Genomic DNA, 25,251 nt, shown 5'->3' with positions numbered 1-25,251 from the left:
GTGCACGCGGCACACCCCGGGCCTGGTCTACTTCGCGGGCCGTGCGGTGGACTTCACCCGGTTCCACGAGGGGCTCCAGAGCCGGGGCGGCAGCGCCTGCGTGGACGGGGAGGTCGCCCCGGAGGACCTGCCCTCGATCGCGCACGCCGCCGTGGCCTACGACGCCCTGCTGGTGGTCGCCGAGGCGCTGCCGACCGCGGACGTCGGCGGCGACGACCCGGACGCGGGCCCCCGTCCTCGGTTTCGGCGGGCCACCGTTCCTCCGGACGCCCGAGGACCACGAACGGACACGCGACGCGCTGCTCGGTGGGATCAGGAACACCGGGAACCTGTCCGGGATGACCGGGTACATCCAGTTCGACAGCGAGGTGGACGGCAACTGGCACGCCGACCGCATGGTGCAGCTGGTCCTGGTCGGGCCCGAGTCGGACGGGGAGCGCCAGCACATCATCGCCTCGTGCGGTCAGGTCAGCGCCGACCCTCCCGCGCCCCGGTCCGGATGCCTGTGACCGGTGGCGCGACGGAGTTCGGGGTGGCGCGGGCGGCCCGTGACGCGAGAGGATGCCCCACGTGGACCACCGAAACGCTGCCGAACTGCGGAAACCGTACATGGGCGACCCTCTGCGCCGTACCGACCTGGCCGACCATCCCATGACGCAGTTCCACCTGTGGTTCGACGAGGCCTACGCCTCCGACCTCGCCGAGCCCAACGCCATGGTGCTCGCCTCGGTCGAGACCACGGGGATGCCGCGCGCCCGGACCGTGCTGATGAAGGGCTACGACCGCCGCGGCCTGCGCTTCTTCACCAACTACACCTCCCGCAAGGGCCGGGCCCTGGACGCCGACCCGCGTGCCAGCGTCGTCTTCCCCTGGCACGCGGTCCGCCGCCAGGTCCTCGTCGCCGGCCGGGTCACCCGTCTGACGGACGCCGAGAACGACCGCTACTTCGCCTCCCGTCCGCGCGGGTCGCAGATCGGCGCGTGGGCGAGCGAGAGGCAGTCCCAGCCGGTGGCCGACCGCGACGAGCTGGACCGCCTCTACCGCGAGTTCGACCACGTGTGGGCCGAGGACGAACCGATCCCCCGCCCCGCCTACTGGGGCGGCTACCGGCTCGTCCCGGAGGAGGTGGAGTTCTGGCAGGGCGGCGCCGACCGCATGCACGACCGCTTCGTCTACACCTCTGACGGGGCGGGGGGCTGGCGGATCGAGCGGCTCGCACCCTGAGGCGGTGCCGCCGGGGGCGCTCGGGGGAGCCCCGCGCAGCCTCGCGCGCGCCCCTTGCGCACCGCTCCAGGCGCTCCGAGGGCGCTTCGTACGTTCGTTCGGTATATCGTGGGCCGGGCCGGGGCCGCGTTCGAGCCCCAGGACACCACGATCCCACGTGCGCGGGGACCCGTGCCCCGGATCGGCGGGGTCCGTCGCGCCGGGGCGGTCCGTCGCGTACCGGGTTCCGATCGGATCCGGGCCCTGGCGGCGTGTCCGTATCGTGAGACCCCGTCGAAAATCGGGTCCGTGCCGTCGCGATATGCTTGCGGTATCGGTGGTCGCTCCCGCGGTCCTGCGGACGTCCCGGTCCCCACTCGGCCCCTGGGAATCACGTACCCCCGGCCTGTGTTGTGAGAGACCTGCCGTGCCCGCCGTGAACGCGCGACGGGCACAGAGCCTTGGGAGGGGAGACTTGACCGCACACGGGCTGATCGACACCACGGAGATGTATCTCCGGACGGTCTTCGAGCTCGAGGAGGAGGGGATCGTCCCGCTTCGGGCCCGCATCGCCGAACGCCTGCACCAGAGCGGCCCCACCGTGAGCCAGACCGTGGCCCGCATGGAGCGCGACGGTCTGCTGCGCGTCGAGAACGACCGGCACCTGGTCATGACGGCGGAGGGCCGACGCCTGGCCACCCACGTCATGCGCAAGCACCGCCTGGCGGAGCGCCTGCTCGTCGACGTCATCGGCCTCCCCTGGGAGGACGTCCACATCGAGGCCTGCCGCTGGGAGCACGTCATCTCCGAGGCGGTGGAGGAACGGCTCGTCACCCTCCTCAACGCCCCCTCGGTGTGCCCGCACGGCAACCCCATCCCCGGACTGGACGAGCTGGGCCTGGAGGACTACGCTCCGGAGCCGTTCACCGACGACTCGATCGTCCCCATGATCGACGTCGCGGGCAACAGCGACACCACCGTCACCGTTCGACGCATCAGCGAGCAGTTGCAGTCCGACGCCGACATCATGCTCACCCTCCGCCGTTCCGGGGTACAACCGGATCAGGAAGTGGTCCTGCGCGCCTCGGACGACGGGGTGCGCGTCACGGGTGGGGAGGCCGGATCCGCCGACCTTCCGGCGGACGTCGCCGGGCACATCTTCGTCGCCAAGCCGTGAACCGTTCGTATACCTGGATGGGTGGCACATCGGGATTGTCTCAATGCGCTGCGGGAACGTTGACGGTGTTGCTACGCTCGGCCCAAGGTGCGGTCGTTCGGGGTACCGGGAGCGGGCATGTGCGCAGCTCATGACGGCGAGGTGGCGGCTAGATGACACGGTGGGGTGAGCCCTTCCGGGAGAGCGACGCGCTGGCCACGGCCGCCGTGGTGGACCAGGCGCAGATCGCCATCGTCGTCATCGACCGATTCAGCCTGCTCAGGTACTGGAACCCCTTCGCCCGCGAGCTCTTCGGTTTCGTCGACGGCCGTGACTACGTCGGACTCTCCCTGCTCGACATCGGGATCCACGAGTCCGACCGCGAACACGCCTCCCAGCTGGCTCGCCGTGTCCTGCGCGGCGAGCCGTGGGAGGGCACCTTCGCCGTGCTCAAGGGCGACGCCAGTTGGATCCACGTGCGCGCCCAGGCGGTCCCGCTGCGCAACGAGGAAGGCGAGATCGACGGCATCACCCTGATCGCGCGCGAGGCCCTGCGCAGCGGCCGGGTGGAGGAGCAGTACGGCCTGCTGGAGCGGATCGGCAGCCGCCTGGCCAGTTCCCTGGAGTTCGACTCCACGGTCAAGGGCGTGGCGGGCATCCTCGTCCCGCAGTTCGCCGACCACTGCTTCATCGACCTGTACGACCACGACCGCCTGGTCCGGCAGGTCTCGGTGCACGCCGAGGGCTGGACCCCGCCCGAGCGCACGTGGTTCGGGGTCGGCGAGGAGGTCCACTACTCCGAACGCCACTTCGTCACCCAGGCCCTGCGCCGCCTGGAGACCGTGGTCAGCAGTGACTACCTCCTGGAGAACTCGCCCACCGACCGGTCCAACCTCGTCTCCCGCCAGGTCGGCGTCACCTCCGCGATCGCCGCGCCGCTGCGGGCGCGCGGCGAGGTGCTCGGGGTGCTGACCCTGGCCCTGTCCGGACTCTCCCCCCGGCAGAAGAGCACCTACGGCGGGTTCGACCGCGACCTGGTCGGCGCGATCGCCTCGCGCGTGGCCCTGGCCATCGACAACGCCCGGCTCTTCGAGGAGGAGCGCAGCACCGCGCTGGCCTTCCAGAACAGCCTGCTGCCGAGCAGCTTCCCGCAGCTCGACGGCCTCACCCTCGCGCACCGCTACCTTCCGGCCGGCCCGCTCCAGGCACACGGCTACGGCGTGCAGACCCAGGTCGGCGGCGACTTCTACGACGCCATCCCGCTCTCCGCGGGACGGGTGGGCCTGGTCATCGGCGACGTGGAGGGGCGCGGACCGCACGCCGCGGCCGTCATGGGCCAGCTCCGCGCCGCCCTGCGCGCGTTCGCCCAGGCGGACCGCGAACCCGCCGACATCCTCCGGGAACTCGACGAGTGGGTCCGCCAGCTCGGCCAGCCCGACGGTGACGGCGGCACGTGGATCCCCAGCGTGAGCTGCCTCTACATGGTCTACGACGCCTGGTCCCGCGAACTGTCCTACGCCAACGCCGGGCACGCCTCGCCGCTGCTGGTCACCTCCGACGCGGTCGAGACCCTCGACCTGGAGGTCACCGACCGCATGCTGGGCGTCCGCGCGCGCGGCGGCGCCGGTGAGGACATCGTCTACCACCAGGCCGACCTGCGGCTCCCGATCGGCGCCACCCTGGTCCTGTACACCGACGGCCTGGTGGACCGGCGCCCCGCGGGCGGCCGGCCCGACCCGGAGGGGGCCCTCCTGCGGCTGGCCGAACGCGTCACCGAGGTCGCCGACAAGGACGTCGAGCAGATCGCCGAGGCGGCCGTGCACAGCGTGCCCGGCGAGATGGACGACGACACCGCGCTCCTGGTCGTGCGCACCCACTCCGACGAACTCGCTCTGCGCGAGGGCTGGTTCCGGTCCGAGGCCTCCACCGTGGGCGAGGCGCGCCACCTGGCCGCCAACACGTTCAAGGAGTGGGGGATGGACCGCGACCAGGCGGAGTTGGCGTGCCTGCTGGTCTCGGAGATCGTCACCAACGTCGTCATCCACGCCACCCCGCACCCGGTGCACCGCGAGTTCACGGGCAACGGGGTCCTGGACTCCGAGACCCCCTTCGACGCGGGCGGCATGGCCGACGAGTTCGACGAGGACTGGACCGACCTGCTGGAGGAGGTCGCCTCCACCGACGAGCCGGACGAGGACACGGAGGAGAAGGAGTTCCTGCTCCGCCTGCGCCGCGGCGCGTCCGCCGTGTGGGTGGAGGTCTTCGACCACGACCTGAGGCTGCCCCGTATCCGCAGCGCCGCCGCGGACGACGAGGGCGGTCGGGGGCTCTACCTCGTCGAGCAGCTCGCCGCGCGCTGGGGTTCGCGGCCCACACCGGACGGCAAGGCGGTGTGGTTCGAGATGCCGATGCACGGCGAGGAGGCCGACGAGCTGGCGGACGGGGAGCGGACCGAGGGCGCGTCGGCGGAGGGCCCCGCCTGACCCTCCGCCTCGGTGGGACACCCGGCCCCCGACCCGTCGGCTCCGGGGAAATCCCCGGCACACTCCTTGTCCTCGTCGAGCACGCTGAGTAACGTGCGCTCTGACGCGTGTCCCCCCGCACACGCGACCGGATCCCCCCTCCGGAAGGACCCCCCATGTCCGGACCCGCCCGGGTCGGCGCCCGTGCCCTCCTCGGAGCCCTGCTCCTCGTCCTCGCCCTGCCGGGCGTCGCCCTGGCCGCCCCGCCGGCCGCCCTGCCCGCGAGCCACACCGAGGCCGAAGGGCGGTGGCAGCCCGCCTTCGACTACGACACCGACGGCTGCTACCCCACCCCCGCGATCGGTCCGGACGGCACCCTGAACGGGGGGCTGAACACCTCCGGGGCGCTCAACGGGAACTGCCGCGACGCCCACGACCTGGACAACACCAACTCCTACTCGCGCTCCCGCTGCGACGCCGGCGGCTGGTGCGCGTACATGTACGCCCTGTACTTCGAGAAGGACCAGGTCCTCCCCGGCTGCTGCGGGCACCGGCACGACCTGGAGCACGTCGTGGTGTGGGTCCAGGGCGGGGAGGCGCGGTACGTGTCCGCCTCGGCGCACGGCGAGTACGACACCCGTCCCGCTTCGGATGTCCTGTGGGAGGGGACGCACGCCAGGATCGTCTACCACAAGGACGGCTGGTCCACCCACGCCTTCCGGTTCGCCGCCGGACACGACGACCCGCCGGAGAACCACCACGGGGTGTGGCAGTACCCGGACCTGGTGGGCTGGGACCACTTCCCGCCGGGCATCCGCGACGTCCTCACGTCGGCGGACTTCGGCAGCGCCCAGCTCGACCTCAGGGACGACCGGTTCGGCGGCGCGCTCGCGCGGGCGATGCCCCCGGGCATCGACTTCGACCCCTACGCCGCCGACACCCGGGGCTGAGGCCCACGACGGGCGCGGTCCGGGCGCCCGTCCCGGCCGCGCCGGTCACGTGCGCTCCGGCTCCCCGGCGAGGTGGTCGTTGACCCGGCCGAGCAGGGCGAACAGCTGTGCGCGCTCGTCGCGGCCGAGCGGGGCCATGATGTGCTCGTTGACACCGTCGAGGACGCGGTCGAGTTCGGCGAGGCGGCGCTCGCCGTCGTCGGTGAGGGTGATGACGTTGCGGCGCCCGTCGGCCGGGTCGGGGGAGCGGCGGACCCAGCCGCCCTCCGCGAGTCCGTTGAGCACCGCGACGAGGTCGCTCCTGTAGATCCGGGTGCGGTCGGACAGGTTCGCCTGGCTCGCGGGGCCGAACTCGGCGAGGGCGGCGAGCACCACGAAGTCGTCCTTGCGGGCGCCCACCGCGCTGAGCGCGTCGCCCGCGGCGCGCCGCGCCTGGACGGCCGTCATCCCGACGAGGCGTGAGAACTGGCCCCTGAGCCGCTCGGGGGTCTGGTCGCCGCGGTCGAACCGCAGTTCGTCGCCGATCTCCATGCGGACAGCCTACCCCGCTTGTGTTAGTGGCACTAACGATGTACTTTCGTTCGTGTAGCTAACGTTAGAAAGACTAACTTTTTGGGAGTCGTCATGACCGACACCGGGACCCTGGTTCGCGAACTCGCCGACCGCGCCGAACTGGCCGACCTGGTCGCCCGCCACAGTCTGTGGATCGACGAGGGCCGCTACGACGAGACCGACCGGCTCTTCACCGAGGACGTCGTCGTCACGTCCGTCCGCGGGGAGGCCCGGGGTATCGCCGGGCTCGTCGGACTCGCCCGCTCCGGCCACGACCGCTACCAGCGGACCATGCACGCCAAGTCCAACCTCGTCATCGAGGTCGACGGCGCGGTCGCCACGGTCCGGGCCCACGACGTCGCCGTCTTCGTCATCGACGACGGGACGGAGGCCGTCGCGGCCGGGATCCACCGCTACCGGGCGCGCCGCACCGATGACGGCTGGCGCTTCGACCGCCTGGAGGTCACCCCGGTCGCCCTGACCGAGGCCCTCGGCCGGGCCCTCTGACACGGGCCCGGTCACGGTGCGGACGCCGGGTCGCCGAGTGCCGGCGAACGGCCGCGGGGCGGTCGGGGCGGCGAGCCGGGTCCACGGTGCCGGGGAGGCTCAGCGCCCGAACCCGGGCGCAACGGTGCGGGTGTTCGTGCGCCTGTTCGCGGTGTCCGGCGGGCTCAGCGCCAGGACCACGCCCACAGCAGCAGGCACACGAACACGAAGAAGACCACGATCCCGCTGGTCGTCCACGGGATGTGCACCCGGGGCCGGAGCTTGCGCACGCCGATGACGAGCAGCACGACCAGCAGGCCCATGACGATGAGGCCGTCCCACGCACCGCTCATGACCGATCCGACCCTTCCCGAACGGGGACTGTCTCACAGGCCCAGGCCGCGCCCCACGATCTCCTTCATGATCTCGGTGGTGCCACCGTAGATCGTCTGGACGCGGGCGTCCTGCCAGGCCTTCGCCACCGGATATTCCATCATGTACCCGTACCCGCCGTGAAGCTGGAGACAGCGGTCCATCACCCGGTTGCACATCTCGGTGGTCCACCACTTGGCCATGGCGGCGTCCTCGACGGTGAGTTCGCCCCGGTTGAGCAGCTCGACGCCCCGGTCGACGTACACCCGGGCCATGTCCACCTCGGTGGCCATCTCGGCCAGGACGAAACGCGAGTTCTGGAAACGCCCAATCGGGCGGCCGAAGGCGGTGCGCTCCCGGCAGTACCCGATCGTGTGCTGGAGCATGGCGTCGGCCGAGGCCACCGCGCAGGTGGCGATGGACAGCCGCTCCTGGGGCAGGTTCTGCATCAGGTGGATGAACCCCTGGTTCTCCGTCCCGACGAGGTTGGCGGCGGGCACGCGCACGTCCGAGAAGAAGAGCTCGGCGGTGTCCTGGGCCTTCATCCCGACCTTGTCGAGGTTGCGCCCGCGCTCGAAGCCGGGGGTGCCGCGCTCGACGGCGACGAGCGAGAAGCCCTGGGCGCCCGCGTCGGGGTCGGTCTGGCAGACCACGATCACGACGTCGGCGTTGACGCCGTTGGTGATGAAGGTCTTCTGCCCGTTGACGACGTACTCGTCGCCGTCCCGCACGGCCGTGGTGCGGATCCCCTGCAGGTCGCTCCCGGTCGAGGGCTCGGTCATGGCGATCGCCGTGATCAGCTCGCCGCTGGCGAAGCCCGGCAGCCACCGGCGCTTCTGCTCCTCGGTGGTCAGCCCGACCATGTACGGGGCCATGACGTCGTTCTGGAGGGTGATGCCCAGGCCGCTGCCGTGGGCGCGGCAGATCTCCTCGTTGACGATCGTGTTGTACCGGTAGTCGTGGACCCCGGTGCCGCCGTACTCCTCGGGGACGCCGTGGCCGAGCAGGCCGACCTCGCCCGCCTTCGTCCACACCTTCCGTGGCACGATCCCGTCCTTCTCCCACTGGTCGTGGTGGGGGACCACCTCGCGTTTGAGGAACTCCCTCACGCTCTCGCGGAAGAGGTCGTGGTCGGCGTCGAAGAGTTCCCGCTTCATGTGCTGCCCCGAGGGTGTCGTCGGTCACGTGCGCTCACACGGTAACCGAATCACGTTCGGTTTTGAAGGGGGGCGGGCAAGGGCGGGCAAAGGTTCCCACGCGCGGGGCGGTTCCCCGGCTCCCCGCGGGTGTCCGCTCCCTACCGTGGCCGGAGGGGCCGCCGTCGACGGGAGGGGCCCGGGCGGAGGGAGCACCGATGGCGCGGAGCGGGACCGAGCGGCGGGAGGGGCAGGGCGTCCGGATCGCGGCCATCATGACGGCGCTGATGCTGAGCGTGCTGCTCTCGGCGCTGGACCAGACCATCGTGTCGACCGCCCTGCCGACGATCGTGTCCGAGCTGGGCGGGCTCAACCACCTGTCCTGGGTGATCACCGCCTACCTGCTCGCCGTCACCGCCAGCACCCCGCTGTGGGGCAAACTCGGCGACCAGTTCGGCCGCAAGAGGCTCTTCCTCACCTGCATCTCGGTCTTCGTGGTCGGCTCCGCCCTCTGCGGGACGGCGCAGGACATGCTCCAGCTCATCGTCTTCCGCGGGATCCAGGGCATCGGCGGGGGCGGGCTGATGGTGCTGGCGGCGGCGATCATCGGCGACGTCGTCTCGCCCCGGGAGCGCGGCAGGTACCAGGGGCTGTTCGGGGCCGTGTTCGGTGTCGCCAGCGTGGCCGGTCCACTGATCGGCGGACTGTTCGTCGACCACCTGAGCTGGCGCTGGGTGTTCTACGTCAACCTGCCGCTGGGCGTCGTCGCCTTCCTCCTCGTGCTCGCGGTCCTGCCCCGGCACCGCCCGGAGGGCCGGGGGCACGTGGACTACGCGGGGATCCTGCTGCTCGCCTCGACCGCCGTGTGCCTGACGCTCGTGGCCGCGTGGGGCGGATCGATGTACCCGTGGACGTCGCCGGTGATCCTCGGCCTGGCGGCCGCCGCGCTGGCCCTGGGGACCGCCTGGTGGTGGACGGCCCGCAGCGCCGAGGAACCGGTCATGCCGCTCGGACTCTTCCGCGACCGGGTGATCGTGGTCCCCATGGCGATCAGTTTCTGCGTGGGCGTCGCGATGATGGGGTCGATGGCCTTCCTGCCGCTGTTCCTCCAGGTGGCGCACGGTCTCTCGCCCACGGCCTCGGGTCTGTACCTCCTGCCGATGGTCGGCGGTCTGTTCCTGACCTCGATCGGCAGCGGCCGCCTGGTCACCCGCACCGGCCGCTACAAGGTCTTCCCGGTGGCGGGCATGGCGGTGACGTCGGTGGGGCTGTACCTGCTCTCGACCATGGAGCCGGACACCGCCGACGTGGCCATGGGCGCCTACTTCTTCGTCCTCGGCTTCGGCCTGGGGCTGGTGATGCAGGTGGTGATGCTGGCCGTGCAGAACGGGGCCGAGTACCGCGATCTGGGCGTGGCCACGTCCTCGGTCACGTTCTTCCGGTCGATCGGCGGCTCCTTCGGGACCGCCGTGTTCGGCTCGGTGTTCGCCGGGCGGCTGTCCGCCAACCTCGCCGACCGCGCCGAGCAGATCCGGCTTCCGCCCGGGGTGGACCTGTCCACGCTGGAGAGCGATCCGCGCACCGTGGACCAGCTGTCCCCCGAAACACAGGCCTCGTTCCTGGCGGCCTACGCCGACGCCATCGACACCGTGTTCCTGTGGGCGGTGCCCGTGGCCCTGGCCGGGTTCGTCCTCGCGGTGTTCCTCCGGCAGGTCCCGCTGCGCACCACCGTGGAGTCCCCGGACCTGGACGAGGCCGTCTCGCCGGTCGTCGCAGCCGGACGCGGCCCCCTCGCACAGGTGGAGAAGGCGGTGTTCCGGCACTGCGGGAAGGAGGGCGCCCGCGGGATGTACGACCGCCTGCGGGAGGCCAGCGGGTTGACGGTCTCCTCCGAGGCGTGCTGGGCGCTCAGCCACCTGGGGACGATGGGGCCGCTGAGCCGGGAGGAGGAGGAACGGGTCGCCCGTGTCTCCGACGAGTGGTGGGAGCGGATCCACCGGGAGCTGCTGGAGGCCGGGTACCTGGACGAGGAGGGCGGTCGCTGGGAGCTCACCCGGAGCGGGGCCGCAGCGGCCCGTGCGGTGTTCGACGCCCAGCGCACGGCGCTGCGGTCGCTGTTGGCCGACTACGGTCCGGACGAACACCCGGAGGTGGTGGCCGCGGTGGAGCGGATGACCGCCGACACCCTCGGGGACGAGGAGGACGCCGAGGCCCTGGGCCGGAACCCGGGCCCCCGGGAGGCGTAGACCCGGCTCCGCGGGGGATCATGGCCGGTGCGTTGCCCCCTGAGAGAGTGAGCCCGATGGCCCCCGCGTCCCGGTCCCCCAAGCGCCGACGGAGGAGTGACAAGCGCCGCGCCGCCGAGCGCCGACGCAGGCGTGACGCGCGCCGCGCGGACGAGCGCCGGGAGGAGCGCGACACACTCCGCACCACCAGGCCCCGCGGGGGGCGCGAGAGGCGCCGTGCCGTGGCCGTCCTCGCGGGGTGTGTCGCCCTGCTGCTCCTGCTCGGTCTCGGCGCCTACCTCCTCGGGGACTGGGAGTCCCCGCCGGCCGAGTGGCGCGTCACGGGGTTCGACGCCCGGGTCACCGTCCACGCCTCGGGATCGGTCGACATGGTCGAGACCATCACCTACGACTTCGGGGACCGGCCCTCCCACGGCCTGACCCGGGAACTGCCCGAGACCGGGTGGATCGACGGCTACGGATGGCGCGACTTCGCCCTCACCGGCGTCCGGGCCCGGAGCACCGACGGCCTGCCGGTGCGGATCAGCCCGGGCGAGGGCGACCCCCGTGCGGAGAGCCGGACCGTCGTGCGCGTCGGCGACTTCGGGGCCGACCCGGCGCTCACCGGTGAGCACGTCTTCGAGATCGCCTACACCTACGAACGACTCACCACGCCGGCCGTGGACGGCGGGGCGGACTACTACGCCGACATCGTCGGCAGCGGATGGAGTGTTCCCGTCGAGTCGACCACCGCGACGTTCCACCTGCCCGACCTGCCCGCCCGGGCCGGAACGGGAGAGGCGGGGGAACGGGGGGAGTCGGAGGAGCTCCGCGACGGGATCGGTGCCGACTGCCACGCGGGGGACGTCGGCGACCGCGGAGGCTGCGCCGACGTCGCGTGGGCGGAGACGGGCGCGGACACCGCCGGGCCGCTGCTGACCGCCGGGCACGGGAGGCTCTCCCCCGGACAGGCCATGAGCGTGCGGCTGTCCCTTCCCCCGTCCGTGTACTCCGCCGACCCCGCGGATCGGGACGAGGGCTCCGCCCGGCCCGAACCGCCCTCCGGAGGCCTCCTTGCCGCGGTCGTCGGCATCATGGTCCTCGGCTGCTTCGCGGGGCTGGCGGTCGGGCTGAACCACCTGGCCGAGTACCTCTTCGGGGACGGGTCCGGATCGGGGAGCGGCTCCCGGAGCGCGGGCGCGGGCGCCGGTGGCGGCGGTGGCGGGGGAGGAGGCGGCGGTGCCGGTGGGGGCGGCGGAGGAGGCGGCGGTGGCTGACCGCGGCGCCGACCGAACCGGGGGACCCCGAAGCGGGGTCCGCTGACCTGCGGCGGAGGGGAAAGGCCGGGGCGGGGGCTTGCCCCGGCAGCCAAACCGAATACAGTTCGGTTTAGAACCGTCACCCACGTCCCTGGAGGACCCCCGTGGCCGAGGCATACATCGTCGGCGCAGTACGCACCCCCGTCGGCACGAAGAAGGGCGCTCTCGCGGCCGTGCACCCCGCGGACCTCGGAGCGCACGTGCTCAAGGAACTCGTCACGCGCACCGGGGTCGACCCGGCCGCGGTCGAGGACGTCGTCATGGGCTGCGTGACCCAGGCCGGGCCGCAGGCCCTCGACCTGGCCCGCACCGCCTGGCTGTCCGCCGGGTTCCCCGAGTCCGTCCCCGGCGTCACCATCGACCGCCAGTGCGGCTCCTCCCAGCAGGCCGTGCACTTCGCCGCCCAGGGTGTGATGTCCGGGACCCAGGACCTGGTCGTGGCCTCCGGTGTGGAGAACATGGGCATGGTCCCCATGGGCGCCAACGTCCAGTTCGCCATCGACAACGGCCTGGGCCTGTACGGCGACGGCTGGGTCGAGCGCTACGGGATGCAGGAGATCTCCCAGTTCCGGGGCGCCCAGCTCATGTGCGAGAAGTGGGGCTACAAGCGCGAGGAGCTGGAGCGCTTCGCCCTGGAGAGCCACCAGCGCGCGGCGCGGGCGATCGAGGACGGCCGCTTCGACGACCAGATCGCGCCCCTGGCCGGGGTCACCCGGGACGAGGGCGTGCGCGCCGACACCACCCTGGAGAAGATGGCGGGCCTCAAGCCGCTGCGCGAGGGCTGGGAGCTCACCGCCGCCGTCGCCAGCCAGATCTCCGTGGGCGCGGGCGCGGTCCTGCTCGCCTCCGAGCGCGCCGTGCGCGAGCACGGTCTGACCCCGCTCGCCCGGATCGTGCAGCTGTCCCTGGTCGGCGACGACCCGGTGTACATGCTCACCGCGCCCATCCCCGCGACCCGGATCGCGCTGGACAAGGCCGGGCTGACCATCGACGACATCGACGTCACCGAGATCAACGAGGCCTTCGCCCCCGTGCCGATGTCCTGGATCGAGGAGCTGGGCGCGGACCCGGCGAAGGTGAACCCCAACGGCGGGGCGATCGCCCTGGGCCACCCGCTGGGCGCGACCGGTGCCGTCCTCATGACCAAGCTGGTCAACGAGCTGCACCGGTCCGGTGGCCGCTACGGCCTCCAGACCATGTGCGAGGGCGGCGGGCAGGCCAACGTCACCATCATCGAGCGGGTCTGAGGCCGTCTCCCGGGCACCGCACGACTGACCCCGCGCGCGGCTGGAGTTCACGCGGTCGCACGCGGGGCTGCCTCGTCCGGCCTCAGCCCGCCCGGGGCCTCGGGGGCTGGTACCCGGTGTGGGCGGGCCAGATGTTGTGGTTGCGGTGGAAGACGTTGTCCGGGTCGAACTCCCGCTTGACCTCGGCCAACCGCTGGTGGTTGTCCAGGCCGCGCCCGGCCACGACGCGTTCGGCGTCCTCGTCCCCGACGAAGTTCAGGTACACGTCCCCGGTCCGCCAGGGGCTGGTGTCCTCCCGCACGTCGTGCACCCACTCCCGCGCGTGGTGGTCGTCGGCCGGGTCCTCCCACATCGCCAGCGGGTGGACGGCCCACGCGGCATGGCGCCAGGGCACGGGGTAGTCGGTCTTGGGGCGGTCCATGGCGCCGCCGAACGGGAAGAGGACGTGCTGGCTCGGTGAGGGGACCAGCATCTGGTGGGCGCGGGCGCAGAACCGCTCGATGAACTCGTCCGGCAGCGAGTTCATGTGCTCCGCCGACCAGTAGTTGCGGTGTCCGGGCGGGTCGTCCAGGGCCTTCTGCGCCTCCGCGTAGGGCATGTCGGTGAGGAGTTCGGCCTCGGCGCCCATCCGGGTGAGCGGAGCGGCCAGGTCCCGGAGCATGCGCTCGTCGCCCACGCACGTCAGGACCACCGCGCACATGAGTCTGCCGACCAGCTCGTCGGGGACGAACGGTTCCGGGCCCGGAACCATGTAGATGACGCCGCCGCCGAGCTCGTCCGGGGCCCGCTCCATGAGGTTCCGGTACACCCGGAGCACGCCCGGGCCCGTGTCGGGGTGGAACAGCAGCACGCCGAACGAGAACCTCGGCAGCGGGTGGAGGCGGAAGGCCAGTTGGGTGGCGACGCCGAAGTTGCCGCCGCCGCCGTGCAGCGCCCAGAACAGCTCCGCGTTCTCCCCGGCCGAGGCGTGCACCCGGTCGCCCTCGGCGGTCACCAGGTCCACGTTGAGCAGGTTGTCGCAGGCCAGGCCGAACTTGCGCTCCAGCCATCCGGAGCCGCCGCCGAGCGTCAGACCCGCGACACCCGTGGTCGACACCCGGCCGCCCGTGGTGGCCAGTCCGAACGGTGCGGTGGTCGCGTCCAGGTCGCGCATGAGGGCGCCCCCGCCGACCCTGACCTCCATCGCCTCCGGGTCCACCGTCACGGAGTGCATGCGGCGCAGGTCGACGACCAGGCCGCCGTCGGTGAGCCCCATGCCCGCGACGCTGTGGCCGCCGCCGCGCACCGCGAGCTCCAGGCCCTCCTCACGTGCGCACTCGACGCAGCGGCGCACGTCGTCGACGGACGCGCACTCGGCGATGGCGCTCGGGCGCAGGTCGACCATCGCGTTGAAGACCGTGCGGGCGTCCTCGTACCCGGGTCCTCCGGGAGTGAGCACGGGACCGGTCAGCCCGGAGCGGAGCGCTTCGAGCGCGGTGTCGGAGATCGCCGTCTTGAGCTGGGCCATGGCTGTCCCCCTCGCCGTGGCGGGGCCGGAGCGGCGCGGGGCGGGCGCGCCGCTGTTCCCTACCTCCCAGCCTAGGCCGGTGACCCGCGTCGAAATAAGCCCACTTTGAACGAAAATTGCCTGATCATGCGTGCTCAGTGGAGGTCCGGCGGCGGCGCCTCGCGGGTGGTCAGCGCCGGTGCGCGGTGACCAGCCAGGCCCGGGAGTCGAACCACACGCCGTCGCCGGTGTCGTGCTCGTCCAGAGTCGTGTACAGCCGGTCGAGCGCGCGCCCCGCGGCCGCCGCATCCGGATCGGCGACCGCCTCCTCGGCCATCCACAGGCGGAGTACGGCGGCACGCGCGCGCTCGGCGTCCGGGCCGTAGTAGACGGGTTCGCGTACGTCGACGACGTCCACGGACGCGAACCCGGCCGAGGTCAGGACACCGGACACGACATCCGGGTCGGCCAGCGCGAAGGGGGAGCCGGTCGCTGCGTCCGCCGCCGACGGCGTGTGTCCGGGGAAGAGCGCCGCCCGGATCGCGGTGTGCCACTCCTGACGGTCGGCGGCCTGCCAGACCAGGTGTACCAGGCGCCCACCCGGGCGCAGGGCCCGCCCGATGTTGGCGAACGCGGCGACCGGGTCGGAGAAGAACATCGTGCCGAACCGGCTCACGGCCAGGGTGAAGTGCTCCGGAGGGAAGTCGTGGACCTGGGCGTCGGCCCGCACGAAACCGACGTTGCGCAGCCCCTCGGCCTCGGCCCGCCGGCGGGCCCGCGCCAGCATCGGGCCGGAGACGTCCACACCGAGCGCGGTCCCCGGCGCGGCGTCCCGGGCCGCGTCCCGGGTGGTCTGGCCGGCACCGCAGCCGATGTCGAGGACCCGGTCACCGGGTCGGACGCCGAGGGCGCCGCGCAGCCTCCGGTGGTAGCGGGCCAGCTCCGAGTCGTAGTCGAACAACGCCGTCTCCTCCTTGTTCCGCCGGGTCGCCGCGGAGCGCACCGCGCACGACGCCGGGACCCGCGCCGGGGCCTGGGCCCGGCTCACGGGTGTCCGCCGTCCGAGTGCCGCACCAGGGCCGACACGAAGTCCTCCCACACCGGCTCCGGCAGGTCGTGTCCGGCCCCCTCCAGGACCACCAGCTCCGCGCCGGGGACCGCGTCGCGCAGCGCCTCGCCGTGCGGCGGGGGCAGGAGCGGATCGTGGTCGCCGTGCATCACGAGCGTCGGAGCGGTGATGTCGCCGAAACCGCCCCGGGCCGGTCCGTCCAGCTCGATGGCGTAGTGGTTGACCAGGGTCGACGCGTAGTTCACGGCGCGCGCCACGTCGCGTTCGGCCAACGCGCGGAGCGCGGATCCGTCGACGTGCGGCGAGCCGCCGGCGTACGCCCGCGCGCCGGCGACCACGTACTCGACGACCGCGGCCGGGTCGGAGGCGTCCGGTTCGGCCGGCACGGTCAGGTCGCCCGACGGCGGCGGCAGGTCGTCGGCCCCGGTCGAGGCCGAGACGAACGTCAGTGACGCGACCCGGTCGGGATGGTCCACACCGAGGATGAGCCCGATCGCGCCGAACATCGACTGACAGACCAGGTGGGCGCGCCCGACGCCCAGGGCGTCCTGGATGCCGAGTACGTCCAGGGCCAGGTCGGTGACCGAGTACTCCGGCCGCCCCGGCGGGTAACAGGTCGAGCGGCCGGTGTCCCGGTGGTCGTACCGGACCACGAACCGGCCGCGGGCGGCGATCCGTTCGCACAGTCCGGCGTCCCACCACAGCATCGAGGCGGCCGACCCGGCGACCAGGACGACCGCCGGGGCCGCGCGGTCTCCGAACGTTTCGACGCACAGCTCGACGCCGTTGATCCTGAGGAGCTGTTCGCCGTGGGATGAGTGAGTGGTCATGTCCGGCACGCTAGGCCCCGTGACTCCATCGTGAAAAGCGATGATCTCCGATCAGTTCGATCGCTCATCGCGATAGAGGACACTACGCTGGAACATGTGACCGATGTCGAACTGCGCCACCTGGCGGCGATGGCCGCCGTCGTCGACGAGGGTTCGTTCGGCCGTGCGGCCACCCGTCTGGGGTACACCCAGTCCACGGTGAGCCAGCAGATCGCCGCGCTGGAGCGGGCCGTGCGCGGCCCGGTGTTCGACCGGCCGGGCGGCCCCAGGCCGGTACGGCTCACCCCCCTCGGCTCCGTGGTCCTTCGTCGGGGGCGCGAGCTGCTGGCGAAGGCGGAGGAACTGGCCGACGCCGTGGACCGGTTCGGGGCGGGTGGCGGCCGGATCGACATCGGCACGTTCCAGAGCGTGTCCAACGTGATCCTGCCGGCGGTCGTGCGCCGCCTGCGGGACGAGTACCCCGACTGCGACATCAGGTTGTCCGAGGAGGAACCGGAGCAGCCGCGGATCGGTGACCTGGACCTGCTGTTCCACGACGGCCGCCTCGACGGCGACGTCGAGCACCTCAAGCTGCTCGACGATCCGTACCTGCTGGTGGCCGACACCGGTACCTTCCCCGAGGGCCCGGTCCCGCTGGAGCGGCTCGACGGCGCGCCGATGGTGGCCTGGCCGCTGACCTGCGACCAGCCCCTGGTGGAGCAGGCGATCGCCCGCGGCGGCGCCCGTCCGCACACCGTCTTCCGCACCGCGGTCAACGACGCCCTGTTGTCGATGGTGCGGGCGGGTCTGGGGTCGGCGGTGCTGCCCTGGCTCGCCGTCCACGGTGCCGGCGTCCCCTCTGACGACCGGCTCCGCGTCCACGAGCTGCGGCCGTCCCCGCCGCCGCGGGAGATCCACCTGCACTGGCGGGCCGGGCGCACCCACGCACCGCTCGCCCGCCGGGCCATCGAGATCGCCGTCGAGGTCGCGGCCGGGCTCGCGCCGCCGCCGACCGGGAGCTGACGGAGGAGGGGCCGCGCGTGTCCCGGGGGATCGGGTCGCCGCGGCCGTTCACGACCGGGAAGCCGACACCAGCCACCGGCCGTCGCGCATCAGCTCGCGGTCGCCCAGTTCGTCCACCTCGCGCCAGGCCTGGACGCGGCGCGGGGTGACGCTGAACCAGCGGTAGGGCGTGGCCAGTGCGCGCGGGTCGAATCCGGTGCGTGCGGCGAACCGGTCGCCCCGCCGCCGCGACAGCGCGTCCATCCCGAGGACCTCGACCCGGCCCTCGACCACCGTCACGTCGCGGGTGGGTCCCAGCGCCAGCCGCGCGGTCCGGGTGGCGGCCAGGTTCCGACCGGTCCGGCTGTCCGCCGGGGTGGCCAGCAGCAGCCGCTCGCCGTCCCAGTCGAAGGACAGAGGCACCAGGTAGGGGGTGCCGTCCAGCGAGGCGCTGGCCACCCAGACGTCGACGTCGTGGGCGAGCCGGTGCTCGGTGTCGCGGCGGCGCTGGGCTCGGGGGCGGGGTTCGGCGGGGGTCATGGTCACTCCGTTCGTCGCGGGTCGTGGCCCGTGGCCGCCCCGGTGCTCCCGGCGGCGGTCGGCGCGGTCACAGCCTCTCCCGACGGGGGCGGACCCCGCCTCCGTGCCGACCACGGAAGCGCCCACGGATAATGGGTCGGTGCCCTCCACCCCAGGAATCTCGGCCCGCGAGGCCGAAGTACTCGCTCTGCTCGGCGAACACCTCAGCAACGCGGAGATCGCCGCGCGTCTGTTCATCTCGGTGCGCACGGTCGAGTCGCACGTCTCGTCGCTGCTGCGCAAGCTGGGGGTGCCGGACCGGAGGGCGCTGTCCCGGCACGCGGCCGACTCGGCCCGGGAGCGCCGGTCGCGTCCGGCTCCCGCGCTGCCGACACCGCTGACGACGTTCGTCGGCCGGGTGCGGGAGCGCGAACAGGTGACCGAGGCGGTGCGGGCGCACCGGCAGGTGACCGCGGTCGGCCCGGGCGGGGTGGGCAAGACGCGGCTCGCGCTGGCGGTGGCGGCCGAGGTGTCCGGCGACTTCGCCGACGGCGTGTGGTTCGTCGACCTGGTCCCGGTCACCGACCCGGGCCGGGTGGGGGCGGTGGTCGCCGCGGCCGTGGGCGCGGGCGAGCAGCCCGGGCGCGACGTCGACGACGCGGTGCTGTCCGAGCTGGCGGACCGTCAGGCGCTGCTGGTGCTGGACAACTGCGAGCACGTCCTCGACGGGGTGGCGCCGTTCCTGGAACGGCTCCTGACGGCCTGTCCGGGGGTGCGTGTCCTCGCCACGAGCCGGGCCCGGCTGATGGTGCCGTTCGAGCGGGTGTTCCCGGTCCCGCCGTTGTCGCGGGCCGGGGGTGACGAGTCGGAGGCGGTGGCCCTGTTCATGGAGCGGGTCGCGGCGGTCGGCTGGCCGCCGGGTCCGGCGGTGAGCGAGGGGGTCGTGGCCGTCTGCGAGGGACTCGGCGGGATGGCGCTGGCGATCGAGCTGGCGGCGGCGCGGTGGGCCACGCTCGGCCTGGACGGCCTCACCGCGGGCCTCTCCGACCAGCTGCGGATCCTCACCGGAGGAGCCCGCGCCGCCGAGCGGCACCGGTCGGTGCGCGCGGTGCTGGACTGGAGCCACGACCTGCTGGAACCGGAGGACCGGACGCTGCTGCGCCGGGTGTCGGTGTTCGTCGCGCCGTTCACCGCCGAGGCGGCCGCCGAGGTCGCCGGGTTCGCCCCGCTGGATCCGGGTGAGGTCGTCGACGGGCTCGGCAGGCTCGCCGAGCAGAGCCTGCTCACCGTGCTGCCGTCCGAGTCCGGTACCCGGTACCAGGCGCTGGAGACCATCCGGCAGTACGGTGCGGAGCGGCTCGACGACGCCGGTGAGCCGACCGCCGTCCGGTCCCGCCACGTGGACTGGTGCCTGGCCACCACGACGGCTCTCCTGGAGGCGTCGGACACGGACCGGTGGGCCCGGTTCGACACCGTGGCGGACGACCTGCGGAGCGCTCTCACCTGGGCGGCCGACCAGGTGGAACGCCGCGCGGACGCGCACCGTCTCGCCGTGGCCCTGGCCGGGCTGGCGTTCGGCCGCAACCTGCTCGGCGAGGCCCAGCAGCGGTACGAGCAGGCGGCCCGGCTCACCGACGCCGCCGGTGCCGAGGAACTGCGGCACGCCGCCGCCGTGGCCGGGTGCCGAAGACTCGGCGACGACATGTTCCGTCTCCACCGCGCCGCCGGAGCGGCCGCCCGCCGGGCGGGGGACCGCTCCGGCGCCAGCCGTGACCTGGCGTCCGCCGCCACCGTCGCGTACCGCTTCTCCACCTCGTTCACGCGGATTCCCGCCGTGGACGAGGTGACGTCCATGCTCGCGCAGGCCCGGGAGCTGTCCGGTGACGCCCCCGCCGCCGAGGCGGCCGTGGCGCTGGCCGAGGCGGCGGTGGTCGCGGACGCGTTCGGCGCGCTCCAGGGGGACACCGGCCACACCGTGCCGGAGACGATCGGATACGCCGAACGGGCCGTCGATCTCGCCCGGCGCCTGAACGACCCGGTGGCGGAGTCCGCGGCCCTCGACGCGCTCTCCAGCGGGCGGAGCTGGACCGGTGACGCCTTCGCCGTCGCGGCGGGGGCCCGGCGCCGGATCGATGTCCTGGACGGGGTACCGGCCACTCCCGCCAGCACGCACGAGCTGACGGACGCCCTCGCCATGGCCGCCGGAACCGCCCTCGGGGTGGGGCGGTTGCCGGAGGCCCGGCGGTGGGGGAGACGGCTCGCCGACCATCCGCCGCTGGCCGAGGCGGGGCACAACGCCACGTCCTGGACCCTGGTCGCGGACGCGTTCGCCGGACACGCCGACGAGGTCATCGGCCGTAGCGCGCGGTTCCGCGACGCGTGGGAGCGGAGCGGCCGTCAGCGGTCGCTCACCCTCGGCGCCGCCGCCGCGTCGGTCGCCATGGTCCACGGCCTGCGCGGTGACCGGGACGCCCGGGCGGACTGGCTCGGGATCGCCGACCGGGCGGACACGGCGGAGCAGCACCGCCACGGTTACGGCGCGGTCTTCGACGCCATGGTCCTGCTCCACCACGGGGACACGGCCGCCGCGCTGGAACGGGTCGCGCCGAGGCCGGACGAGGTGTGGAAGTGGGTGTGTTGGGTCTGGCTGCACTGGTACGTGGCGCTCCGGGCGGAGGCGGCGGTGCTCGCCGGGCACCCGGAGGCACGGGAGCGGATCGGGACCGCCCGGCCGCTGGTCGCCGGTAACCCGGTCGCCTCCGCCCAGGTGGACCGGGCGGAGGCGCTGCTCGACGGCGACCTGTCCCGGCAGCTCGCCGCCGCGGCGGCGTTCGACGCGGCCGACTGCCCGTACCAGTCGGCGCGCACCCTGCTGCTCGCGGGCGGCGAGCACGCCGCCGTCGGCGCGGCGGCGCTTGCCGCCCGCGGTCTCGCGGTGGGGGCCGCGCGGTAGCCGCCCCCGACGCTCACCGGGCGTGCGCGCTCAGCCCACGGCCCGCCTCACCAGTTCGGCGATCCGCGCCTCCACCTCGGGCGTCACCTCGGTCAGGGCGAAGGCGGCGGGCCACATCGCCCCCTCGTCCAGCTTCGCCGCGTCGCTGAACCCGAGCGTCGCGTAGCGCGCCTTGAACTTGGCCGCGCTCTGGAAGAAGCAGAGGACCTTGCCGTCCAGCGCGTAGGCGGGCATCCCGTACCAGAGCCTCGGCGCGAGTTCCGGGGCGCTGGCCGTGACGGCGGCGTGGACGCGCTCGGCCATGATCCGGTCGGAGTCCCCCATCTCGGCGATCTTGTCGAGGACGTCGCGCGCCGCCTGCGCGGCCTTGTCGGCGCGGGAGGTGCGCCGCGCCGCCTTCTTCTGCTCCTGGGCGTGTTCCTTCATCGCGGCCCGCTCCTCGGCCGTGAATCCGCCGTAGGTGTCGCTGTCGGTGCTGGCCATGGTGACTCCCGTGGTCTCGTGGGCCGTGCTCGGCCCGGTGTCGTTCGCTGTGGTCACAGCATCTCCCGGCAGGGGTGCGGATGGCTTCCGTGCCGACCACGGAAACCACCACGGAGACGGAGTCGGTGGCGGTTCCGCCCGGGGCCCCACGCGCGGGAGTGCGTCAGGAGGTCTCCGGGTCCGCCTCGGGGGGCTTCGTGTGGAGGACTTCCCGGGCCTGCTCCGCGGCGCGGAGGATGCTCTCGCTGATGAAGTCGCTGAAGCGGGCCATGTTCTCCAGGCGGTTGGCGGACGGGGTGCCGTGTCCGAGGACGCTGACGCCCTGCCGTGCGGTCTCGGCGATCAGGGCCATACCGCGGGCGCTGTCGACCGTCGACTGGTACCAGACGTCGTCGTCGACGAGGTAGCGCTCACGGCGGCCCCCGTCGCGCTGGCGGCGGATGAGGCCCTGCTGTTCGAGGAGCGCGATCGACTTGGAGACGGACGCCGGGCTGACCTGGAGGCGCCCGACGAGTTCGGACGCGGTGAGGCTCCCGGCGTCCGCGACGAAGAGGCAGGCCAGCACCCGGGCCGCCATCTTGGGCAGCCCCTGGTGCATCAGGAGGGTCGTGAACGTCTCCTCGTACTCGCGCACGGCCTCGTCGTCGCGCCCGTGCTCGCGCGGTCCCCGCTGTCCCCGGGGCGGGGCCTGCCTGCGCCGGTGGGCGCGGCGTTCGGTGGCGCGCTGCGCCAGGTCGGCGCGGTAACCGGTGGGGCCGCCGTTGCGCATCACCTCGCGGGTGACCGTTGAGGTCGGGCGCTCCAGGCGCCGGGCGATCTCCGCGTAGGCCAGGCCGTCGGCCAGACCCAGTGAGATCTGCTGGCGTTCCCGTTGGGTGAGTCTGCCTCCCGGCACCGCGGTCTCCCTTCGCGCTTCCCTGATGTCGGCAACGTAGCGTTCGCTCATACTCAATGCAACAAATGGAGTGCTCATTGTTGCGTTAGTTCTACATCCATTGCAACAAAATATGTGGATCTAACTGCTGTGATGTCGATTCTTCGCAACGAAGTAGTTGCCAGATTATAGAACGCAACGTAGCTTTTCCATCATCGGAAACAAAGAGCGCGCAGGGAGAGCATGATGCAGAAGTTCGACACCCCCACTCCGGTCACCGCCGTCCTGAACATCCCGGCCGGGCGTATCCAGGTCATCGCGGCCGACCGGTCCGACACCACGGTCGAGGTTCGGCCCGCCGACGCCGCCAGGGGCCGCGACGTCAAGGCGGCGGAGCGGGTCACGGTCGCCTACGCCGACGGTGTCCTGCGGGTCGAGGCCCCGGAGGCGAAGAGCCAGTACTTCGGTCCCTCCGGGGCCGTGGAGGTCACGGTCCAGCTTCCCGCCGACTCCCGGGTCGAGGCGAAGGCGGAGGCCGCCGAGTTCCGGGGCGTGGGGCGCCTCGGTGACATCGACGTCGAGGGCGTGACCGCGGTCAGGGTCGACGAGGCCGCGAGCGCGCGCCTGACCGCCTTCGAGGGCGTCTCGGTCGGCCGCCTGGGCGGCCCCGCGCAGATCAGCACCCAGAAGGGCGGCATCCGGATCGCCGAGGCCGTCTCCGGCGCCGTCGTGCTGCGCACCCGGATGGGCGACGTGACCGTCGGCGCCGCCCGGGGGGTGTCCGCCAGCCTGGACGCCGGTACCTCCCACGGCCGGATCCACAACGCCCTGGCCAACACCGACGGCGCCGACGCCGCCCTGACCATCAGCGCGACCACCGACCAGGGCGACATCACCGCGCGCGGCCTGTAGCCGACCCGGCCTCGGCCCGCCGGCTTCCGGGGCCCGCGAACCCGGTCCGCGCGCGGGTCCCGCCGAAACCGCACCGGACGCCCGACACGACCAGGAGACCCCCCATGACGAAGAACGACGGCTCCGCGACCGACACGACATGGACCGGCATGGTGCCGGTCGACGACACGGCCCTGGCCGTCACCGACACCGGAGGCTCCGGTGTCCCCGTGGTCTACCTCAACGGCCAGTTCGCCACCCAGGGGTACTGGCGGCGGGTCGTCGCCGAACTGGGGGACGGGTGGCGGCACATCACCTACGACGAGCGGGCCAGGGGCAGGAGGTCGAAGCGTTCGGCGGACTACTCCTTCGAGGCGGCCGTCCGGGACGTCGACGCGGTTCTCGCGGCCAGGGGCGTGGAACGGGCGCTGGTGGTGGGCTGGTCCTACGGGGCGGTCGTCGCGGCGCACTGGGCCAGCCGTAACCCGGAGCGCGCCCTGGGCGCGGTCATGGTCGACGGTGCGTTTCCGCACGACTGGTTGGACGAGGCCATGGAGCGGCGGATCCGGACGCTGTTCCGGCGACTGGGCTGGCTGACGCCGCTGCTGCGCCCGACGGGTCTGGTGCCGCGGATGACCGCCCGACAGCAGGCCGACAGCAACATCGAGCTCGGCAGGCTCTCCCGCGAGCGTGAGCTGGGTCCGGTGCTGGACGCCGTCACCGTTCCGGCGCGGTACGTGATCGCCTCGGGGACCTCCCTCGGAAGCCGTGGCGGCGAGCAGGAGCGGATCCGCACCGGCCTCGACGCGGTGACCGCCCGCAACCCGAACATCAAAATGCACGCCAAGGTCCCCAGCAACCACGGCGCGATCCTGAGGAAGGACTACCGGGCCGTCGCCGGGGCCGTACGCGGGATCGCCGACCCCGATCGCGGCCGGAGCTGAGGAACGGGTGGGTCGGGCGTGGTGCGGGTGTCCCACGGGGCACCCGCACCGCGTGGGGGCTCTCTCCCCGCCCGGAGCGGTGGTCCCGTTGCGGTGACCGCTCCGCGCGGCGGTGGTCGGGGCGGGCCGTTCGGCGGCGGGGCCTCCAGGTGGTGGGCTGCCCTGCTCCCAGCGGGTGTCCAGCGTGGCCGCACTGGCCATGTGCGTGTGTGAACGCCTCACTGTTGCATTCATGCATGCATCCACCTAGGCTCCCCTTATGAGCCAGGTGACGTGGAGAGCCGAAGACGAGCTGGTCCAGCGGGTGAAGTGCACCGCAGAGCGCCGTGGGGTGAGCATGAACGAGTACCTGACCCGGGTGCTGCGCGCCGCGACCGACCCGGATCTGGAGGGCGACGAGGCACAGGCCATCCGGGCGAAGCTCGCCCAGGCTGGTCTGCTCGACTCCTCGGGAACGCCTCGAACGCGCCCCAGCCGGGAGGCCTTCGAGCGGGCGCGGCGGGCGGCTGGAGGGGGGACCTCGCTGGAGGACCTCGTTGCGCAGGGGCGTGAATGAGCGTTTTCGCGGACACGTCCGCCGTGGTCAAGCTGTACGCGGTGGAGCACGGATCCGACGTGATGCTGGCGGTGGCCGAGCCGATGGTGGTGTCCCAGCTGACCCGTGTGGAGGTCCCCTCGGCCCTGTGGAGGAAGCACCGTACGGGAGACCTGGGCGTGGCGGACACCCGTGTCCTGGTCTCCGGGTTCGAGGCGGACTACTTCGGTGCGCCGGGGGAAGGCCGCCGCTTCTCCGCTGTGACGGTGACCGCGGAGATTCTCGAGGAGGCCGTGCGCCTCACGGCCGTGCACGGACTGCGTGCGTATGACGCGGTGCAGTTGGCTACGGGCAAGGCCGTTCGCTTCGTGGACCCAGGCTGTTCCACCTTCGCCGTCTTCGACAAGGGTCTCAGGGGCGCTGCCGCGATGGAGGGGTTCGCCCTGCTGCCGGAGGGATAGCGGTTCTGTGCGGGCTGCCGTACGCGCCGCGCGGCGGTGGTGGGGGCGGGCCGTTCGGCGGCGGGGCCTCCGGTTCGAGAACGCCGGGTGGGGCGACCGAGCACAAGGGGGTGTTCC

The 25,251-nt window shown here is 72.9% G+C and carries 24 protein-coding genes; 15 read left to right on the top strand and 9 right to left on the bottom strand.

Features of this window, described 5'->3' with window-relative positions:
- Positions 1-338: 338 nt before the first annotated feature.
- From ACTVAJ_RS28935 to ACTVAJ_RS28915, 5 genes are all read left to right on the top strand, one after another.
- Positions 339-509 (top strand): hypothetical protein, encoded by a 171-nt coding sequence (locus ACTVAJ_RS28935; RefSeq protein WP_470391466.1) that lies wholly within the window; start codon positions 339-341, stop codon positions 507-509.
- Between the two features lie 61 nt (positions 510-570).
- Complete coding sequence (pdxH, locus tag ACTVAJ_RS28930; RefSeq protein WP_470391465.1) at positions 571-1,224, top strand: pyridoxamine 5'-phosphate oxidase; 654 nt, start codon at positions 571-573, stop codon at positions 1,222-1,224.
- A gap of 454 nt (positions 1,225-1,678) precedes the next feature.
- Positions 1,679-2,380 (top strand): metal-dependent transcriptional regulator, encoded by a 702-nt coding sequence (locus tag ACTVAJ_RS28925; RefSeq protein WP_470391464.1) that lies wholly within the window; start codon positions 1,679-1,681, stop codon positions 2,378-2,380.
- A 152-nt stretch (positions 2,381-2,532) separates the two neighbouring features.
- Positions 2,533-4,842 (top strand): SpoIIE family protein phosphatase, encoded by a 2,310-nt coding sequence (locus ACTVAJ_RS28920; protein ID WP_470391463.1) that lies wholly within the window; start codon positions 2,533-2,535, stop codon positions 4,840-4,842.
- Positions 4,843-4,997: 155 nt separating this feature from the next.
- On the top strand, positions 4,998-5,771 hold the full coding sequence (locus ACTVAJ_RS28915; RefSeq protein ID WP_470391462.1) for an NPP1 family protein: 774 nt from the start codon (positions 4,998-5,000) through the stop codon (positions 5,769-5,771).
- Positions 5,772-5,816: 45 nt separating this feature from the next.
- Here the strand turns inward: ACTVAJ_RS28915 and ACTVAJ_RS28910 are convergent, their stop codons facing one another.
- Positions 5,817-6,302 (bottom strand): MarR family winged helix-turn-helix transcriptional regulator, encoded by a 486-nt coding sequence (locus ACTVAJ_RS28910; RefSeq protein WP_470391461.1) that lies wholly within the window; start codon positions 6,300-6,302, stop codon positions 5,817-5,819.
- A 93-nt stretch (positions 6,303-6,395) separates the two neighbouring features.
- On the opposite strand from ACTVAJ_RS28910, the gene ACTVAJ_RS28905 reads away from it, so the two are divergent.
- On the top strand, positions 6,396-6,830 hold the full coding sequence (locus ACTVAJ_RS28905) for a nuclear transport factor 2 family protein (protein ID WP_470391460.1): 435 nt from the start codon (positions 6,396-6,398) through the stop codon (positions 6,828-6,830).
- A gap of 164 nt (positions 6,831-6,994) precedes the next feature.
- Here ACTVAJ_RS28905 and ACTVAJ_RS28900 read toward each other — a convergent pair whose 3' ends face one another.
- Positions 6,995-7,162 carry a hypothetical protein gene (locus tag ACTVAJ_RS28900; protein ID WP_470391459.1) on the bottom strand — a complete coding sequence of 56 codons (168 nt, stop codon included), beginning with the start codon at positions 7,160-7,162 and terminating at the stop codon, positions 6,995-6,997.
- Positions 7,163-7,195: 33 nt separating this feature from the next.
- A complete protein-coding gene (locus tag ACTVAJ_RS28895; protein WP_470391458.1) occupies positions 7,196-8,338 on the bottom strand; it encodes an acyl-CoA dehydrogenase family protein in 1,143 nt (380 codons plus the stop codon).
- 197 nt (positions 8,339-8,535) lie between these two features.
- On the opposite strand from ACTVAJ_RS28895, the gene ACTVAJ_RS28890 reads away from it, so the two are divergent.
- The 3 genes from ACTVAJ_RS28890 to ACTVAJ_RS28880 all read left to right on the top strand — a co-directional run bounded on the left by ACTVAJ_RS28890 (position 8,536) and on the right by ACTVAJ_RS28880 (position 13,108).
- Positions 8,536-10,563, top strand: a complete 2,028-nt coding sequence (locus ACTVAJ_RS28890) for an MDR family MFS transporter (protein ID WP_470391457.1) — start codon at positions 8,536-8,538, stop codon at positions 10,561-10,563.
- 56 nt (positions 10,564-10,619) lie between these two features.
- Entirely contained in the window at positions 10,620-11,819 is a 1,200-nt protein-coding gene (locus tag ACTVAJ_RS28885) for a DUF2207 domain-containing protein (RefSeq protein WP_470391456.1), read from the top strand.
- 146 nt (positions 11,820-11,965) lie between these two features.
- Positions 11,966-13,108, top strand: coding sequence for an acetyl-CoA C-acetyltransferase (locus tag ACTVAJ_RS28880; protein WP_470391455.1), 1,143 nt, complete (start codon positions 11,966-11,968; stop codon positions 13,106-13,108).
- A gap of 82 nt (positions 13,109-13,190) precedes the next feature.
- Here ACTVAJ_RS28880 and ACTVAJ_RS28875 read toward each other — a convergent pair whose 3' ends face one another.
- The 3 genes from ACTVAJ_RS28875 to ACTVAJ_RS28865 form a co-directional block, all read right to left on the bottom strand.
- Positions 13,191-14,615: an FAD-binding oxidoreductase gene (locus ACTVAJ_RS28875; protein WP_470391454.1), complete on the bottom strand. Its 1,425-nt coding sequence runs from the start codon at positions 14,613-14,615 to the stop codon at positions 13,191-13,193.
- 169 nt (positions 14,616-14,784) lie between these two features.
- Complete coding sequence (locus ACTVAJ_RS28870; RefSeq protein WP_470391453.1) at positions 14,785-15,642, bottom strand: class I SAM-dependent methyltransferase; 858 nt, start codon at positions 15,640-15,642, stop codon at positions 14,785-14,787.
- Positions 15,639-16,493: an alpha/beta fold hydrolase gene (locus ACTVAJ_RS28865; RefSeq protein WP_470391452.1), complete on the bottom strand. Its 855-nt coding sequence runs from the start codon at positions 16,491-16,493 to the stop codon at positions 15,639-15,641. The genes ACTVAJ_RS28870 and ACTVAJ_RS28865 overlap by 4 nt, the downstream gene beginning before the upstream one ends.
- 96 nt (positions 16,494-16,589) lie before the next feature.
- On the opposite strand from ACTVAJ_RS28865, the gene ACTVAJ_RS28860 reads away from it, so the two are divergent.
- Positions 16,590-17,495 (top strand): LysR family transcriptional regulator, encoded by a 906-nt coding sequence (locus ACTVAJ_RS28860; RefSeq protein WP_470391451.1) that lies wholly within the window; start codon positions 16,590-16,592, stop codon positions 17,493-17,495.
- A gap of 48 nt (positions 17,496-17,543) precedes the next feature.
- On the opposite strand, the gene ACTVAJ_RS28855 is transcribed toward ACTVAJ_RS28860, so the two are convergent.
- A complete protein-coding gene (locus tag ACTVAJ_RS28855) occupies positions 17,544-18,014 on the bottom strand; it encodes a pyridoxamine 5'-phosphate oxidase family protein (RefSeq protein ID WP_470391450.1) in 471 nt (156 codons plus the stop codon).
- Between the two features lie 139 nt (positions 18,015-18,153).
- Between ACTVAJ_RS28855 and ACTVAJ_RS28850 the strand changes: the two genes are divergently transcribed.
- Positions 18,154-20,946 (top strand): ATP-binding protein, encoded by a 2,793-nt coding sequence (locus ACTVAJ_RS28850; RefSeq protein ID WP_470391449.1) that lies wholly within the window; start codon positions 18,154-18,156, stop codon positions 20,944-20,946.
- A gap of 30 nt (positions 20,947-20,976) precedes the next feature.
- Here the strand turns inward: ACTVAJ_RS28850 and ACTVAJ_RS28845 are convergent, their stop codons facing one another.
- On the bottom strand, positions 20,977-21,429 hold the full coding sequence (locus tag ACTVAJ_RS28845; protein WP_470391477.1) for an iron chaperone: 453 nt from the start codon (positions 21,427-21,429) through the stop codon (positions 20,977-20,979).
- 163 nt (positions 21,430-21,592) lie between these two features.
- Positions 21,593-22,324: a GbsR/MarR family transcriptional regulator gene (locus ACTVAJ_RS28840; RefSeq protein WP_470391448.1), complete on the bottom strand. Its 732-nt coding sequence runs from the start codon at positions 22,322-22,324 to the stop codon at positions 21,593-21,595.
- A gap of 225 nt (positions 22,325-22,549) precedes the next feature.
- Between ACTVAJ_RS28840 and ACTVAJ_RS28835 the strand changes: the two genes are divergently transcribed.
- The 4 genes from ACTVAJ_RS28835 to ACTVAJ_RS28820 all read left to right on the top strand — a co-directional run bounded on the left by ACTVAJ_RS28835 (position 22,550) and on the right by ACTVAJ_RS28820 (position 25,134).
- Positions 22,550-23,215: a DUF4097 family beta strand repeat-containing protein gene (locus ACTVAJ_RS28835; RefSeq protein WP_470391476.1), complete on the top strand. Its 666-nt coding sequence runs from the start codon at positions 22,550-22,552 to the stop codon at positions 23,213-23,215.
- A gap of 104 nt (positions 23,216-23,319) precedes the next feature.
- Positions 23,320-24,138 (top strand): alpha/beta fold hydrolase, encoded by an 819-nt coding sequence (locus ACTVAJ_RS28830; protein WP_470391447.1) that lies wholly within the window; start codon positions 23,320-23,322, stop codon positions 24,136-24,138.
- Between the two features lie 259 nt (positions 24,139-24,397).
- The gene (locus tag ACTVAJ_RS28825) at positions 24,398-24,694 is read left to right on the top strand and encodes a hypothetical protein (protein WP_470391446.1); all 297 of its coding nucleotides are present in this window, start codon (positions 24,398-24,400) and stop codon (positions 24,692-24,694) included.
- Positions 24,691-25,134 (top strand): type II toxin-antitoxin system VapC family toxin, encoded by a 444-nt coding sequence (locus ACTVAJ_RS28820; protein WP_470391445.1) that lies wholly within the window; start codon positions 24,691-24,693, stop codon positions 25,132-25,134. The genes ACTVAJ_RS28825 and ACTVAJ_RS28820 overlap by 4 nt, the downstream gene beginning before the upstream one ends.
- The last annotated feature ends 117 nt before the right edge of the window (positions 25,135-25,251 follow it).

It is taken from the genome of Nocardiopsis sp. KDC1DS13DA1 (genome assembly GCF_055632325.1).
The sequence above is the reverse complement of the archived record's forward strand: the minus strand, read 5'-3'. Positions and strand labels throughout refer to the sequence as shown.

What these genes read in the sequence shown, in the direction of transcription:
- ACTVAJ_RS28830 (WP_470391447.1), top strand. Translation starts at nt 23,320, where the DNA reads ATGACGAAGAACGACGGCTCCGCGACCGACACGACATGGACCGGCATG.
- ACTVAJ_RS28845 (WP_470391477.1), bottom strand. Translation starts at nt 21,429, where the DNA reads ATGGCCAGCACCGACAGCGACACCTACGGCGGATTCACGGCCGAGGAG.
- ACTVAJ_RS28890 (WP_470391457.1), top strand. Translation starts at nt 8,536, where the DNA reads ATGGCGCGGAGCGGGACCGAGCGGCGGGAGGGGCAGGGCGTCCGGATC.
- ACTVAJ_RS28905 (WP_470391460.1), top strand. Translation starts at nt 6,396, where the DNA reads ATGACCGACACCGGGACCCTGGTTCGCGAACTCGCCGACCGCGCCGAA.
- ACTVAJ_RS28935 (WP_470391466.1), top strand. Translation starts at nt 339, where the DNA reads ATGACCGGGTACATCCAGTTCGACAGCGAGGTGGACGGCAACTGGCAC.
- ACTVAJ_RS28915 (WP_470391462.1), top strand. Translation starts at nt 4,998, where the DNA reads ATGTCCGGACCCGCCCGGGTCGGCGCCCGTGCCCTCCTCGGAGCCCTG.
- ACTVAJ_RS28885 (WP_470391456.1), top strand. Translation starts at nt 10,620, where the DNA reads ATGGCCCCCGCGTCCCGGTCCCCCAAGCGCCGACGGAGGAGTGACAAG.
- ACTVAJ_RS28875 (WP_470391454.1), bottom strand. Translation starts at nt 14,615, where the DNA reads ATGGCCCAGCTCAAGACGGCGATCTCCGACACCGCGCTCGAAGCGCTC.
- ACTVAJ_RS28825 (WP_470391446.1), top strand. Translation starts at nt 24,398, where the DNA reads ATGAGCCAGGTGACGTGGAGAGCCGAAGACGAGCTGGTCCAGCGGGTG.
- ACTVAJ_RS28855 (WP_470391450.1), bottom strand. Translation starts at nt 18,014, where the DNA reads ATGACCCCCGCCGAACCCCGCCCCCGAGCCCAGCGCCGCCGCGACACC.
- ACTVAJ_RS28920 (WP_470391463.1), top strand. Translation starts at nt 2,533, where the DNA reads ATGACACGGTGGGGTGAGCCCTTCCGGGAGAGCGACGCGCTGGCCACG.
- ACTVAJ_RS28865 (WP_470391452.1), bottom strand. Translation starts at nt 16,493, where the DNA reads ATGACCACTCACTCATCCCACGGCGAACAGCTCCTCAGGATCAACGGC.
- ACTVAJ_RS28900 (WP_470391459.1), bottom strand. Translation starts at nt 7,162, where the DNA reads ATGAGCGGTGCGTGGGACGGCCTCATCGTCATGGGCCTGCTGGTCGTG.
- ACTVAJ_RS28895 (WP_470391458.1), bottom strand. Translation starts at nt 8,338, where the DNA reads ATGAAGCGGGAACTCTTCGACGCCGACCACGACCTCTTCCGCGAGAGC.
- ACTVAJ_RS28910 (WP_470391461.1), bottom strand. Translation starts at nt 6,302, where the DNA reads ATGGAGATCGGCGACGAACTGCGGTTCGACCGCGGCGACCAGACCCCC.
- ACTVAJ_RS28835 (WP_470391476.1), top strand. Translation starts at nt 22,550, where the DNA reads ATGCAGAAGTTCGACACCCCCACTCCGGTCACCGCCGTCCTGAACATC.
- ACTVAJ_RS28820 (WP_470391445.1), top strand. Translation starts at nt 24,691, where the DNA reads ATGAGCGTTTTCGCGGACACGTCCGCCGTGGTCAAGCTGTACGCGGTG.